Below are 14,001 nucleotides of genomic sequence, written 5' to 3' on the forward strand. Positions count from 1 at the left end.
CTGAACGGACGCCAGCCTTTATCCTGACGCCCCGCTGAAAATCGGGCGAGCGCCGCTCTCGCCTGCCCCACCCAGGAGTTTCGTCATGCCCCACGAAGGCAACCTGTTGCAAGCCGCTGTCGTCTTTTTATTCGCGGCGGTGCTCACCGTCCCCTTGGCCAAGCGCCTGCAACTTGGGGCGGTGTTGGGTTATCTGTTTGCCGGGGTGATCATCGGGCCGTCGGTGCTTGGCTTGATCGGTAATCCGCAAAGCGTCAGCCACATCTCCGAACTCGGGGTGGTGTTGTTGCTGTTCATCATCGGCCTTGAGCTGTCGCCGCGACGTTTGTGGGTGATGCGTAAATCGGTGTTTGGCGTGGGCCTGGCGCAGGTGTTGCTGACCGGTTCGGTGATTGGTGTGCTGGCGTTGTTCGTGTTCGGGCAATCCCTGAACAGTGCCATCGTGTTGGGCCTGGGCCTGGCGTTGTCGTCTACTGCATTTGGTTTGCAAAGCCTGGCCGAGCGCAAGGAACTGACCAGCCCTCATGGGCGGTTGGCGTTCGCGATTTTGCTGTTCCAGGACATCGCCGCGATCCCGCTGATCGCGATGGTGCCGCTGCTGGCCGGCGGCGATCATACCAGCAGTGCCGCCGAAGATTTGAACCATGGTTTGCGGGTGCTGGGCAGTATCGCGGTGGTGGTGATTGGCGGGCGGTATTTGCTGCGACCGGTTTTTCGCGTGGTGGCCAAGACCGGCTTGCCGGAGGTGTCAACCGCCACTGCGTTGCTGGTGGTGATTGGTACGGCGTGGCTGATGGACCTGGTCGGTGTGTCCATGGCACTTGGCGCGTTCCTCGCCGGTTTGCTGCTGGCGGATTCCGAATATCGCCACGAACTGGAGGCGCAGATCGAGCCGTTCAAGGGCCTGCTGCTGGGCCTGTTTTTCATTAGTGTCGGCATGGGCGCCAATCTGAGTTTGCTGCTCAGTGCACCGATTGTGGTGCTGGGGCTGACTGTGTTGCTGATCGCGATCAAGCTGCCGTTGCTGTTTGTGGTCGGCCGACTGGCCGGGGGCCTGGGCAAGGTCAATGCGATTCGCTTGGGCATCGTGCTGGCGGCCGGTGGTGAGTTTGCCTTTGTGGTGTTCAAGATCGGCCGGGATCAGGGCTTGTTCGAGCCGCGCCTGTACGACTTGCTGGTGCTGACCATCACCCTGTCGATGGCGCTGACGCCGCTGTTGTTGCTGGCCTGCGCACGACTGGTCACACCCAAGGTTCAACCGGTGGTGGTGCCGGAAAAATTCCGCGAAATCGATACCGATACGCCACGCGTGGTGATCGCCGGCATGGGCCGTATGGGGCAGATCGTGGCGCGGATTCTGCGGGCGCAGAACATCAAGTTCGTCGCCCTCGACACGTCGGTGGAAACCATCGAACTGTCCCGCAGTTTCGGCGGCGTGCCGGTGTTCTACGGCGACCCGATGCGCCCGGAAATCCTCAGCGCGGCCAAGGTCGAGCAAGCGGAGTTTTTCGTGATCGCCACCGATGATCCGGACACCAACATCAAGACGGCCGAGGTTGTGCACAAGCTCTATCCGCACATCAAAATCATCGCCCGCGCCCGTAACCGTCAGCATGTGCACCGATTAGTGGATGTCGGGGCTCAGGCGGTGCGGGAAACCTATTACTCCAGCCTGGAAATGACCCGGAGGACGTTGGTCGGACTGGGTCTGACGCAGGCCCAGGCGGATGCGCGGATAAAGCGTTTTACCCATCACGATGAACAGGTGCTGGAGGCACAGCATGCGGTGTATGACGATGCGGCCAAGGTGATGCAGACCGCGCAGGAAGCGCGGGCGGAATTGGCAAAACTGTTTGAGTCGGATCAGTTGGAAGAGGAAGCGGGTAAGGTTTGAGGTGAATCTGATGGCCTCTTCGCGAGCCTGCTCGCGATGAACGATGACACGGTGTATTGGATAAATAACAACGACCAAGGAACCCACAATGGCTGACCAAACCTCCCCCGCCCTGAAGGAAATCTTCAACGCCGAACGCCTCGCACACATCGCCACCGAAATGACGGCGGTCTACCCCGGGTTCGATGCCAAGGCCTTCCTGAAACTGGCCAAAACCGGTCTGGCGGAATTGTCAGTCATGCAACGCATGGCCCGCGTCAGCGAATGCCTGCACGCGGTATTGCCACTCGGTTATGAAGAATCCCTCGACGTCCTGCGCGCACTCGCCCCGCGCCTCAACAGCGCCTTCGTCAGTATGTTTTTGCCGCACTACGTCGCGACCTACGGCGCTCACACGTTCGATCTGTCGATGAATGCGCTCAAATATTTCACTGCCTTCGGCTCATCGGAATTCGCGATTCGGCACTTTCTGCGCAGCGATATCGAACGCTCGTTGACGCTGATGCACGATTGGTCGCTGGATGAAAACGAACACGTCCGGCGCCTGGCCAGTGAAGGCAGCCGACCGCGCCTGCCATGGTCGTTCCGCCTGGAGCCGGTCCAGGCCGACCCGACACTGGCGGCCGCGATCCTAGACAACCTCAAGGCCGACGACAGCCTGTACGTACGCAAATCCGTGGCCAACCACCTCAACGACATCACCAAGGATCATCCCGAGTGGGTGCTGGCGCTGATCGAGGGTTGGTCGCTGGACAACAAGCATACGGCGTGGATCGCCAGACACGCTCTGCGCAGCTTGATCAAACAAGGTAACAAGCGGGCGCTGGCAATCATTGGCGCGGGTGGCAAGCCCGAAGTTGAGATCATTGACGTGAAGGTCGAACCGGCGGTGATTCGCCTGGGTGAGAAAATCACCCTGTCTTTCAGAGTGAAGTCCACGGTCCCGGACAGTCAGCGATTGGTGATCGATTACGCTATCGATTATGTCAAAGCCAACGGCAGCACCTCGGCAAAGGTGTTCAAACTTAAAGCCCTCACGCTGTCCGACAATGCCAGCGAAGCCATCAGCCGCAGTCAGCACATCAAGGAACTGACCACCCGCAGGCACTATGCCGGCCAGCACGCGGTGCACATTCTGGTAAATGGCGAACGCTTGGCCAGCACCCAATTCCGAATTATCGCTGACGCTCATTGACACCCACACCAGAGCCGCCCGGCAGCATGCGGGTGAGCGTGTTGTCGCGGACCCAGTAGTGATGGAACAACCCCGCCGCTGCGTGCAAACCAATCAACCAGTAGCCGGTGCTGCCGAGCAATTCATGCCAATACTTGAGTTGCTTGGCCAGATCGGGATCAACCGCAACCGGCGCCGGCAAGAAAAAGCCGAAATACGGCATCGGCTTGCCCCCGGCGGCGAGCATCAACCAGGCCAATAGTGGCGTCGCGATCATCAGCCCATACAACGCCAGGTGCATTAGGTGCGAGACGCTCGTCTGCCAGGTGGGTGGGGCCGGGGTAATCGGTGGCCGGGGTGTGAGGCGCCCGAGCAAGCGAATCCAGACCAGCGCAAAAATGCTCAACCCGAATACGCCGTGCAGCCCCAGAAACAGGCCCTTCAAGGCATGTCCACGGGGCAGCAATCCTTTGATCTCGATGCAACCATAAACGCCGACGAACAGCGCGAGCATCAGCCAGTGCAAGGTGATCGAGAGTTTTCCATACCGGTGTACTGCTGAATCTCGGGTCATACAGGGCCTCGTGAAGATCAGTGGCGGCTGCCGACTCATTTCGTACAGCCGGGATCCGGTTTCGTCGAACCGACCGGCGCCACCCTGCCCGTCCCGTCTTAAGACAATCTGAAGGTCACCTTCAGACTCCGTTAAGAATTGCCTTTGATACTCCTCCCAAACTTACCCAGGGAGGCGTTCTTGCCCATGCCCGATTTCGACTGGAACATCCCTCTGCCCCTGCACTTCGGCCAAGCCGAAACCCCGCAGATGAGTCTGGCCAGAGCCTTGCCGGACGATCCCCAGCGTCCGGTCTTCGAAGCCTTTATCCAGCAGCGTTTTCGAAAGGCCCACGGCGCCGACATTCGCCAATTCATGCCGCAGCTGTTCGGCATGAGCGATGCGTCAGGCGCGCTGTCTGCGGTGGCCGGCGTACGACTGGCCAGCGCCGAACCGCTGTTTCTGGAGCGTTACCTGGACGAGGCGATTGATCCGCTGATCAGCGACGCTGCCGGCCAACCCGTAGACCGGGTAGGTATCGTCGAGGTCGGGAACCTCGCCGCCAGCGATACCGGCAGCGCGCGCTTGAGCATCATCGCCATCACCTACCTGTTGGCCATGGGCGGGCTGGAATGGGTGGCGTTCACCGGCAACATCGGGCTGGTGAACAGTTTTCATCGCTTGGGCTTGAAGCCGGTCACGCTCTGCGCCGCCGACCCTGCGCGGCTGGGCGACGACCGTCACCTCTGGGGCAGTTATTACGAGAGTCAGCCATGGGTGCATGTCGGCAACATCCGCGCCGGTTTCATCCATTTGCGCAACATCGGCCTGTTCAATCGCCTGGGGTTGCCGACGTCCCTTGAGGAGTCCACCCATGTCGCCTGAAATGGAGCGGTTCAAGCAGACCCTGCGCAATCACGCTGAACGCAAGACCAACGCCACCGCCTTGTGGGGCGATCAGTTGAAACTGGACTACGCCACGCTGTACGCCGAGGTCACGTACCGCCAACAGCGTCTGCGCGATGAGCACGTCAAAGTGGTCGCGCTGGCCCTGGACAACGGCACCGAGGCGATGCTCTGGGACCTGGCCGTACTGTTCGAGGGCCTGACCTGCCTGACGTTGCCGCCTTTCTTCAGCCCGGCACAACGCAGTCATTGTCTGGAACAGAGCCAGGCCGAACTGGTGATTGCCGAACCGGAACTGGAAGCCGAACTGCAGGCGGCCGGCTACGAGAAGACCGGCGAATTCTGGCGTCGCGCCTTCAGCGGTCCGAACCGGATACCCGAAGGCACCGCCAAACTGACCTTCACCTCAGGCACCACCGGTACGCCCAAAGGTGTGTGCCTGAGCGCCGAAAGCCTTTTGCGGGTGGCCCGTGAACTGGATCAGGCAAGCAAACCCACCGATCCACGGCATCACCTGGCGCTGCTGCCCCTGGCGATTCTGCTGGAAAACCTCGGCTGTTATGCCGCGCTGTATGCCGGCGCGACCTTGAGCGTACCGAGCCAGAAAACCCTGGGCATTCAAGGTGCCAGCGGTGTCGATGTGCCGCGGCTGTTGGGTTGTCTGGCCACGCGGAAACCGGAAAGTCTGATCCTGGTGCCGCAGTTGCTGCTGATGCTGGTCAGCGCCGCCGAGCAAAAAGCGTTCAACCCCCAATCGTTGCGTTTTGCCGCGGTCGGTGGAGCACGGGTTAGCGAAGAATTACTGCATCGCGCCCAGCGCATCGGCATTCCGGTTTACGAGGGTTACGGGTTGTCGGAATGCTCGTCGGTGGTGTGCCTCAATCGCCCGGGCGCGCGCCGCCCGGGTAGCGTCGGCCGGCCCCTGCCCCATGTCGAGATTCGCCTGGCCGATGATGGTGAAGTGCTGGTCAAGGGCTCGACCCTGCTCGGCTATCTGGGGCAAGCCCCCTTCAGCGATGAATGGTGGCCGACCGGCGATCTCGGCGAGTTCGACCCGGAAGGTTTTCTCTACCTCAACGGGCGCAAGAAGCATCAGTTCGTCACCAGTTTCGGCCGCAACGTCAATCCGGAATGGGTCGAGGCCGAACTCACTCAGCGTCGTCACATCGCTCAGGCGTTTGTCTATGGCGAAGCGATGCCAACCAACCACGCCCTGCTCTGGCCCCATCGGCCGGACTGCACCAATGAAGAGCTCGCTGCCGCCGTGGCCCAGGCCAACGAGGCCTTGCCCGATTACGCCCAGGTTCATCACTGGACCCGTCTCGATCAACCGTTCACCGCCGCCAATGGCTTGCTGACGGCCAATGGCCGACCGCGCCGCGACGCCATCGTCGAGCGTTACCGGGCGCAGCTCACTGAATCCGTTTTTTCCGAGGAATCCGCATCATGAGTTTTTTCGACACCTTGCAAGACGCCACCCAGCAGGAACGCCACGAGTTGTTCAACCTGCCGATCATCCGCGATGCCCTTGAGGGCAAGGTCAGCCTGGAGAGCTACCGCGCCTTCCTCGCCCAGGCCTACTACCACGTGCGCCATACCGTGCCGTTGATGATGGCCTGCGGCGCCCGTCTACCGCAGCGGCTGGAATGGCTACGCAAAGCGGTGTGCGAGTACATCGACGAGGAGTACGGCCACGAACAGTGGGTACTCGACGACATCGCGGCCTGTGGCGGTGACAGAGAGGCGGTGCGTGACGGCCGTCCATCGCTGCCGATCGAGTTGATGGTCAGCTTCCTCTACGACCTGATTGCCCGAGACAACCCGGTCGGCCTGTTCGGCATGGTCAACGTGCTGGAAGGCACCAGCATTGCCCTGGCCACCCACGCGGCCGGCAGCATCCGCGAACGCCTGGCGCTGCCGGAAACCGCCTTCAGCTACCTGAGTTCCCACGGCTCGCTGGATATCGAACACATGCAGACCTACCGCCGGCTGATGAACACACTCGAAGACCCGGCGGATCAAGCCGCGGTGATTCATGCCTCGAAGGTCGTTTACAAGCTCTATACCGACATGTTCCGCGGCCTGCCCCGCGATGGGGAGAACCTGCATGCAGCTGCATGAAGCCCGTGTGGTGTTGACCGGAGCCAGTGGCGGCATCGGTCAGGCCATTGCCAGCACGCTGTGTGCCAGTGGCGCGCGGGTGTTGGCCGTGGCCCGGCACCGGGAGGCGCTGGAGCCCTTGCTCGAACGCTACCCGCTGCACCTGTGCTGGATCGGCGCTGACCTGACCGTCCCCGGCGACCGCCACAAAGTGCTGGCTGCGGCCGAAGCCATCGGCGGCATCAACCTGTTGGTCAACGCCGCCGGGGTCAACCACTTCGCCATGCTCGAACAGCTCGACGACAGCGAGATCAATGCGATGCTGGCGGTGAATATCAGCGCGCCGATCTGCCTGACCAAGCTTTTGCTGCCGCTGCTCAAGCAGGCTGAGAGCGCCATGGTGGTGAACGTCGGCTCGACCTACGGCTCCATCGGCTACCCCGGTTACGCCAGCTATTGCGCGACCAAGTTTGCCCTGCGCGGTTTCTCCGAAGCCCTGCGCCGGGAGCTGGCCGACACCCGGGTCAGCGTGCTTTACGTTGCTCCTCGGGCGACCCACACCAGCATGAACAGTCCGGCGGCCCAGGCGCTGAACGATGCGCTCAAAGCCAATGTCGACGATCCGCAAACCGTTGCCACGGCGGTCATCCACGCGATTGCCGGTGACCGGCGCGATTTGTACCTGGGCTGGCCGGAACGCTTTTTCGTCCGCCTGAACAGTCTGTTGCCGCATCTGGTGGACCGTGGCTTGCGCAAGCAATTGCCGCTGATCCGTCGCCTGAGTCAGAAGCCCGATAACGAGAGCCTCAAACCATGAAAAAAATCGTCACTTGCCTGCTGTTCGGGGTGTTGAGCCAAAGCGTCTGGGCGCTGGACGCTGCCGATCAGCAGCGCCTCAATGGCATTCAGCAAAGCTGGGCGCACATCCAATACGAATTGCCCGCCGAACAGCGCACCGCGGCCTTCGAAAAACTCGCGACCCAGGCCTCGGCGTTCACCCAGGAACGCCAATCCCTGGCCGAAGCGTGGATCTGGTCCGGCATTGTCACCAGCAGTTGGGCGGGAGCCCAGGGTGGCCTCGGCGCCCTGAGCAAGGCCAAGGCAGCCAAAGTCGACCTGGAAAAAGCCCTCACCATTGATCCCAAGGCCCTCCAAGGCTCGGCCTATACCAGCCTTGCGGCGTTGTATGATCGCGTGCCCGGCTGGCCCCTCGGTTTCGGCGATGCCGACAAGGCCGAACAACTGTTAAAGCAGGCTTTGCAGCTGAACCCGGCCGGCATCGACAGTCTTTATTTTTGGGGCGATCACCTTTACCGTCAAAAGCGCTATGGTGAAGCCAAGCAAGCACTGCAAAAAGCCTTGCAAGCGGCACCGCGTCCTGGTCGGGAAAGCGCCGATGCCGGGCGCCGCAAAGAGATCGAAGCGTTACTGGTGGACGTGAACAAGAAACTCAACTGACAGGAGTCCGCGTGCGTTTATTACTGATCGAGGATGACGTGGCCCTCGGCGAGGGCATTCATCAGGCCCTGGGCCGTGAGGGTTACACCGTCGACTGGCTGCAAGACGGCAGCAGTGCCTTGCATTCACTGCTCAGCGAGACGTTTGACCTGGCCGTGCTCGATCTCGGCCTGCCGCGCATGGACGGTCTGCAAGTGCTGCGTCGCCTGCGTGAAAGCGGCTCCAACCTGCCGGTACTGATCCTCACCGCCCGGGATGCCACCGAAGACCGCATCGCCGGGCTGGATGCCGGGGCCGACGACTACCTGATCAAGCCCTTCGACCTGGCCGAACTCAAGGCTCGCCTGCGGGCTTTGTTGCGACGCAGCGCCGGTCGCGCCCAAGTGTTGATCGAGCACGCAGGCATCAGCCTGAACCCGGGCACCCAGCAAGTCAGCTATCAAGGCGAGCCAGTGGCGCTGACGCCCAAGGAGTATCAACTGCTCCACGAATTGCTTTCGCCTCCGGGCCGGGTCATGACCCGCGATCACCTGATGCAACTGCTTTACGGCTGGAACGAAGAAGCCGAAAGCAACACCCTGGAAGTGCATATCCATCACCTGCGCAAGAAGTTCTCCACCGACCTGATCCGCACTATTCGCGGTGTCGGGTACCTGGTGGAGGAGCGTCGATGACTTCGATCCGGCGTCGCACCCTGACGCTGATCATCGGCCTGATGCTGACTGGCCTGGCGATCATCAGCGTACTCAACCTGCACGACAGCAATCACGAAATTGCCGAAGTCTACGACGCCCAACTGGCCCAGAACGCCCGGCTGCTGCAGGGTGTGATGCGCATGCCGCTGGCCAGCAATGAACACGCCGAACTGTATCAAGCGTTCAACAAGGCCTTGAGTGAAGCGGTGCCGAGAGTCGATGGTCATCCCTATGAAAGCAAAATTGCCTTTCAGGTGTGGAATCGCAAGGGCGAAGTGCTGGTACACACCGCCAGTGCGCCCTCCTTCACGGCGCCGCCGACAAAATCCGGTTTCAGCGATGTGGTGGATCTGCACAACCGCCATTGGCGGGTGTTCATGCTCGAAGACAAACAGAATGACCTGCGCATCTGGGTCGGTGAACGGGACGACGTACGTGCGGACCTGGTAGACCGGATCGTGCGTCATACCCTGTGGCCCAATGTGCTGGGCAGCCTGATATTGGCGGCCATGGTCTGGCTGGCCATTGGCTGGGGGCTCAAACCCCTGGCCAATATGGCGGAAACGTTGCGGGCACGGCACAGCGGTTCTCTGGAGCCGTTGCAACTGACCCCGTTGCCCAGCGAACTGGAACCGATGCAAGCAGCGCTCAACCGCATGCTCGCGCAAATTCAAGAAGTACTTGGCCGCGAGCGGCGGTTCATCGCCGACGCCGCCCACGAATTACGCACGCCGCTGGCCGTGCTGCGGGTGCATGCGCAAAACCTGCAGGAAGCCGGCACGGAACAGGAGCGTCGTGAGTCCCTGGCGTTTCTGATTGCCGGGGTCGACCGCACCAGTCGCCTGGTCAATCAGCTGCTGACCATGGCCCGTCTCGAACCCAAGGCTGTAGAGCCGGTGCTGCACAGCATCGACCTGAGCGAAACCGTGCGCGCCAGCCTGGCCCAGCTCACGCCCTGGTTACTAAGCAGGAACCTCGAACTGGCCTTCGACGTCGATGACCAGCCCTTTGAAGTCCTCGCCGACGCCGCTGCCATCGACATCGCCCTGAACAATCTGGTCACCAACGCCGCGAATTTTTCACCGGAACATGGCGTCATCACCGTGCAATTGAGCCAGGAGGAAGGGTTCTACAACTTGAGCGTCCAGGACCAGGGACCGGGCATCGACGAAGCAGATCGCGCGCGGTTGTTCGAACGTTTTTACAGCCGCGGAAACACCGGAGGCGCGGGGTTGGGGTTGACCATCGTCAGCACCATTGCGACGCGGCTGGGTGGGCGGATTACGCTGGTCAACCCACCCGAAGGCGGGCTGCGGGCAACCCTGTCGATTCCCGATGGCCAGAACCACAGCTCTGTGCAGCGGACCACCCGCGAGCTGCCGCCCAATGGCTGAATGTGCGCCAAAACACACTCCCTTGTAGGATCGCCGCACCGCTCGCTCCTACAAGAGAATGGAGCTCACACATCTAAGGCGTATTAATGTGATCCAGCACCCGGTTCGCAGTGATCTCCGCCACCATGATGCTATTTGAAATACCCAGTAGGGCGTGACGCGATTCACCCTCTAGATGATCCACCAACTGATGGACCATCACATCGACCGAGGCCAGCGTCTCGACCAAAAAAACCGCCAGGGTTTCGGTAGTCGCCTCTGGGTCTACGGCAAACAGCTTGCTGGGTTTACGCGCGGTGGCTTTGATGTCGGCATTCGACGGGAAGTGGAAGTCGAGGGCGCGTTTGGCGGCCTCGTTGAGTTTTTTCGAATCGGGTTCGTACGGGGATATCGGATCGGTGTCCGGCGGATTTGGCGTAACTTTGAACATGTCTTAGATTCCTGATGTGGGCTCCCACCACTTCTCTACTAAAGAAGGGGTGGCAGCTGTACGCAGGTTAGTAGACCGGGGAATCTAAGAAGCCGGCGCGCCCAAGGACGCCCTACGTACAGCTACCATCAAAATGCAGGCGCAAAGCCCGACTGATAGAAGCGTCGTACGTCTTAGATTTAGCCACGGGCTACTAAACCCGATCACTGATGAGCAGTGACAGGAATCAAGTTACCGAGCGGCTCCTAGACGCACAAGCCGGCGGATTCTGTCTTACGTGTAGGGGGTGGCGCAAGGCGTTGTAGCCTCTGGATGGTAACGGCAAGCTTCATTTAAACGATCGCGGTTTTTCTTGTTTAAATGGGCTATAGGTTAGGTTGGTGAACTCGCCAAATAGTAGGCAACCAAAGCATTGGCATGCCCGTGCCCCATACCGTGTTCAGCCTTCAGCCAAGCCACCATTTCCATATGCTTCTTGCCGCTTACTGTTTCCAGCAGATCCAGCCAGTGGTTGATTGGCTGGCCATATTTTTTCTCGATTGACGGGAAGTACGACGCTGGGCCTTTCACTTTTGTATCGTCGGTCATGTTGCAAGCTCCCTTTATCGCGACGGAGTGTCGGATAACGCTCCTTGTCGTCATGCCATAGATTGGACGCCAAACGCTTTCCCGGCAATAACCCCTCGCTCCTACAGGGGAATGGAGCCTCGCAGCAGATCCTGCTCACGCTCACACAACTCCACCACGTAATCCCACAACACCCGCAGCCGCACGGACTTATGTAGCTCGCGCCGCGTACTGATCCAATAACTGCGCTGGATGCTTTCATCCGGCAACAACGGCACCAGTTGGGGATCGGCGCTGGCCATGTAGCACGGCAACACGGCGATCCCCAACCCCGAGCGCGCGGCCTGTTGCTGGGCGATGACGCTGGTGCTGTGGAAGACCACCTGAGGGTTGCGGCAGAAGCTGTTGAGGAACATCAGTTCCTGGCTGAACAGCAAGTCGTCGACGTAGCCGATCCATGCATGCCGACCGAGGTCTTCGCGGCTGCGCAGTGGTGGCGCGCGGTCCAGATAGGCCTGGCTGGCGTAGAGCGCCAGTCGGTAATCGGTGAGTTTGCGGGTGACCAGCATGTCGGCGGCCGGGCGTTCGAGGTGGATGCTGATCTCGGCTTCACGGTTGAGGATGCTGACGAAGCGCGGCACCGCCACCAGTTCCACTTCCAGTCCTGGATAGCGTTCGAACAGCCCGTTCATGCGGCTGGCGAGGAACATGATGCCCAGCCCTTCCGTCACCCCGACGCGGATCTTGCCCAGCGGCGCGGATGACTGGGTGATTTCTTCCTGAGCCAGCAGCGCGACGTTTTCCATGGCTTCGGCGTGTTTGAGCAGCGCTTCGCCGGCCGGGGTCAATTCGTAGCCTTGGGCATGCTGGACGAACAGCGCGGTGCCGAGGCTTTTTTCGATGGCTTCGATGTGCCGGGCCACGGTGGCGTGAGTGGTGTTCAAACGGCGAGCGGCGGTGAGCAAGCGGCCGCTGCGCTGCAATTCGAGAAAAAACCGCAGGTCATTCCAGTCGAACATGAACCATCCTTGACGTTATGCCGTTAACGACGCTGTTTAAAAACGCACAGCAGCTGCGTAAAAACTAACATTCTTTTAACGAAAGCTAACAACTAGGATGACCGACAACAAGAACAACAATACGAGGTCAGGGATGCAGACTTCCCTTGATGAATACGACTACATCGTGGTCGGCGCCGGGCCGGCCGGTTGTTTGCTGGCCAATCGATTGTCAGCCAACCCGCAGCATCGCGTGTTGCTGCTCGAGGCCGGCGGCCGCGATAACTACCCGTGGATTCACATTCCCGTCGGTTACCTGTTCTGCATCGGCAACCCGCGCACCGACTGGTGCTTCAAGACCGAAACGCAACCGGGCCTGCAAGGCCGCGCCCTGAGCTACCCACGCGGCAAGGTGCTCGGCGGCTGTTCCTCAATCAACGGCATGATCTACATGCGCGGCCAGGCCGGTGATTACGACGGTTGGGCGGCCGAAGGCAATGCCGGCTGGAGCTGGCAAGACGTACTGCCCCTGTTCAAACAAAGCGAAAACCATTTTGCCGGCGACTCGGAATTCCACGGCGCTGCCGGCGAATGGCGGATCGAGCGTCAGCGGCTGTCGTGGCCGATCCTCGATGCCTTCCGCACGGCGGCCGAGCAAAGCGGCATCGCCAGCATCGATGACTTCAATCAGGGCGACAACGAAGGCTGCGGCTATTTCCAGGTCAACCAGAAAGCCGGGATCCGCTGGAACGCGGCCAAGGCGTTTCTCAAACCAATCCGCCAACGCGCCAATCTCACGGTGCTGACTGACGTCGAAGTGGACCGCGTGCTGCTGGAAAACGGCCGCGCCTCAGCGGTCAGCGCACGCTGGCAAGGCCAGGCGAAAACCTTCAAGGCGCGCAAGGAAATCATTTTGTGTGCCGGATCCGTCGGTTCACCGGGCATCCTGCAACGTTCCGGTATCGGCCCTCGCCCACTGCTGCAAAAACTGGGCATCGGCGTTGTCCATGAACTGCCCGGCGTGGGCGGCAACCTGCAGGATCATCTGCAACTGCGGCTGATCTACAAACTGGAAAACGCCCGCACCCTGAACCAGATTGCCGGCACGCTGTGGGGCAAGATGGGCATGGGCCTGCGTTATCTGTATGACCGCAGCGGCCCGCTGTCCATGGCCCCAAGCCAACTTGGTGCCTTCGCCCGCTCGGGACCGGAGCAGACCTCGGCGAACCTCGAATACCACGTGCAACCGTTGTCGCTGGAGCGTTTCGGCGAGCCGCTGCACGCCTTCCCGGCCTTCACTGCATCGGTCTGCGATCTGCGCCCGCAAAGCCGTGGCCGGATAGACATTCGCTCCGCCGACCCGCGGGAAGCGCCGCTGATTCAGCCCAACTACCTGAGCCATCCCGAAGACTTGCGAGTGGCAGCCGACGCTATCCGCCTGACTCGTCGCATCGTCTCCGCACCCGCCTTGCAAGCGTTCAAACCGGTCGAGTACCTGCCCGGCGACAGCTTGCAGAGCGAAGAGCAATTGCACGAAGCCGCCGCCCGGATTGGCACGACGATTTTCCACCCGGTGGGCACCTGCCGGATGGGCAACGATGCGGACGCTGTGGTCGACGCCGAGCTACGCGTCCACGGTGTTCCCGGCCTGCGCATCGCCGACGCCTCGATCATGCCGCGCATCACCTCGGGCAACACCTGTTCGCCGACGTTGATGATTGCCGAGAAAGCTGCGCAATTGATCCTCAACTCTGTTGTAAACACCAACCCTGTGGGAGCGGGCTTGCCCGCGATGGCGGTGGTTCAGTCAACAGTGATGTTGAATGTCACAC

General features: G+C 60.9%; 14 protein-coding genes. 10 read left to right on the forward strand and 4 right to left on the reverse strand.

What is annotated here, in order from left to right:
- The first annotated feature begins 85 nt into the window (after positions 1-85).
- Positions 86-1,894, forward strand: a complete 1,809-nt coding sequence (locus tag KGB18_RS24990; protein ID WP_123719166.1) for a monovalent cation:proton antiporter-2 (CPA2) family protein — start codon at positions 86-88, stop codon at positions 1,892-1,894.
- Between the two features lie 88 nt (positions 1,895-1,982).
- On the forward strand, positions 1,983-3,089 hold the full coding sequence (locus tag KGB18_RS24995; RefSeq protein ID WP_223570668.1) for a DNA alkylation repair protein: 1,107 nt from the start codon (positions 1,983-1,985) through the stop codon (positions 3,087-3,089).
- Here KGB18_RS24995 and KGB18_RS25000 read toward each other — a convergent pair.
- Positions 3,070-3,642 (reverse strand): cytochrome b, encoded by a 573-nt coding sequence (locus KGB18_RS25000; protein ID WP_223570669.1) that lies wholly within the window; start codon positions 3,640-3,642, stop codon positions 3,070-3,072. The genes KGB18_RS24995 and KGB18_RS25000 overlap by 20 nt on opposite strands.
- A 186-nt stretch (positions 3,643-3,828) precedes the next feature.
- On the opposite strand from KGB18_RS25000, the gene KGB18_RS25005 reads away from it, so the two are divergent.
- From KGB18_RS25005 to KGB18_RS25035, 7 genes are read left to right on the forward strand one after another with little or no spacing between them, the layout of a single operon-like run.
- Positions 3,829-4,506 (forward strand): thermostable hemolysin, encoded by a 678-nt coding sequence (locus tag KGB18_RS25005; RefSeq protein ID WP_223570670.1) that lies wholly within the window; start codon positions 3,829-3,831, stop codon positions 4,504-4,506.
- Positions 4,496-5,977, forward strand: a complete 1,482-nt coding sequence (locus KGB18_RS25010; RefSeq protein ID WP_223570671.1) for an AMP-binding protein — start codon at positions 4,496-4,498, stop codon at positions 5,975-5,977. Before KGB18_RS25005 ends, KGB18_RS25010 begins: the two co-directional genes overlap by 11 nt.
- Positions 5,974-6,648 carry a TenA family transcriptional regulator gene (locus KGB18_RS25015; protein WP_123719161.1) on the forward strand — a complete coding sequence of 225 codons (675 nt, stop codon included), beginning with the start codon at positions 5,974-5,976 and terminating at the stop codon, positions 6,646-6,648. Before KGB18_RS25010 ends, KGB18_RS25015 begins: the two co-directional genes overlap by 4 nt.
- A complete protein-coding gene (locus KGB18_RS25020) occupies positions 6,635-7,444 on the forward strand; it encodes an SDR family oxidoreductase (RefSeq protein ID WP_223570672.1) in 810 nt (269 codons plus the stop codon). Before KGB18_RS25015 ends, KGB18_RS25020 begins: the two co-directional genes overlap by 14 nt.
- On the forward strand, positions 7,441-8,085 hold the full coding sequence (locus KGB18_RS25025) for a tetratricopeptide repeat protein (protein ID WP_223570673.1): 645 nt from the start codon (positions 7,441-7,443) through the stop codon (positions 8,083-8,085). Before KGB18_RS25020 ends, KGB18_RS25025 begins: the two co-directional genes overlap by 4 nt.
- Before the next feature lie 11 nt (positions 8,086-8,096).
- Entirely contained in the window at positions 8,097-8,759 is a 663-nt protein-coding gene (locus KGB18_RS25030) for a response regulator (protein ID WP_052963507.1), read from the forward strand.
- The gene (locus tag KGB18_RS25035; RefSeq protein WP_123719158.1) at positions 8,756-10,174 is read left to right on the forward strand and encodes an ATP-binding protein; all 1,419 of its coding nucleotides are present in this window, start codon (positions 8,756-8,758) and stop codon (positions 10,172-10,174) included. Before KGB18_RS25030 ends, KGB18_RS25035 begins: the two co-directional genes overlap by 4 nt.
- A 73-nt stretch (positions 10,175-10,247) precedes the next feature.
- On the opposite strand, the gene KGB18_RS25040 is transcribed toward KGB18_RS25035, so the two are convergent.
- From KGB18_RS25040 to KGB18_RS25050, 3 genes are all read right to left on the reverse strand, one after another.
- The gene (locus KGB18_RS25040) at positions 10,248-10,604 is read right to left on the reverse strand and encodes a DUF6124 family protein (RefSeq protein WP_095055018.1); all 357 of its coding nucleotides are present in this window, start codon (positions 10,602-10,604) and stop codon (positions 10,248-10,250) included.
- Between the two features lie 372 nt (positions 10,605-10,976).
- On the reverse strand, positions 10,977-11,192 hold the full coding sequence (locus KGB18_RS25045) for a DUF4287 domain-containing protein (RefSeq protein WP_223570674.1): 216 nt from the start codon (positions 11,190-11,192) through the stop codon (positions 10,977-10,979).
- Between the two features lie 101 nt (positions 11,193-11,293).
- Positions 11,294-12,190 carry a LysR family transcriptional regulator gene (locus KGB18_RS25050; RefSeq protein ID WP_123719157.1) on the reverse strand — a complete coding sequence of 299 codons (897 nt, stop codon included), beginning with the start codon at positions 12,188-12,190 and terminating at the stop codon, positions 11,294-11,296.
- Positions 12,191-12,323: 133 nt separating this feature from the next.
- On the opposite strand from KGB18_RS25050, the gene KGB18_RS25055 reads away from it, so the two are divergent.
- Positions 12,324-14,001, forward strand: a 1,678-nt coding sequence (locus tag KGB18_RS25055) for a GMC family oxidoreductase (RefSeq protein WP_223570675.1), incomplete at its 3' end; no start/stop codon positions are given.

This window comes from Pseudomonas sp. BF-R-26 (genome assembly GCF_019947395.1).
GTDB classification, from domain to species: Bacteria; Pseudomonadota; Gammaproteobacteria; order Pseudomonadales; family Pseudomonadaceae; genus Aquipseudomonas; species Aquipseudomonas farris.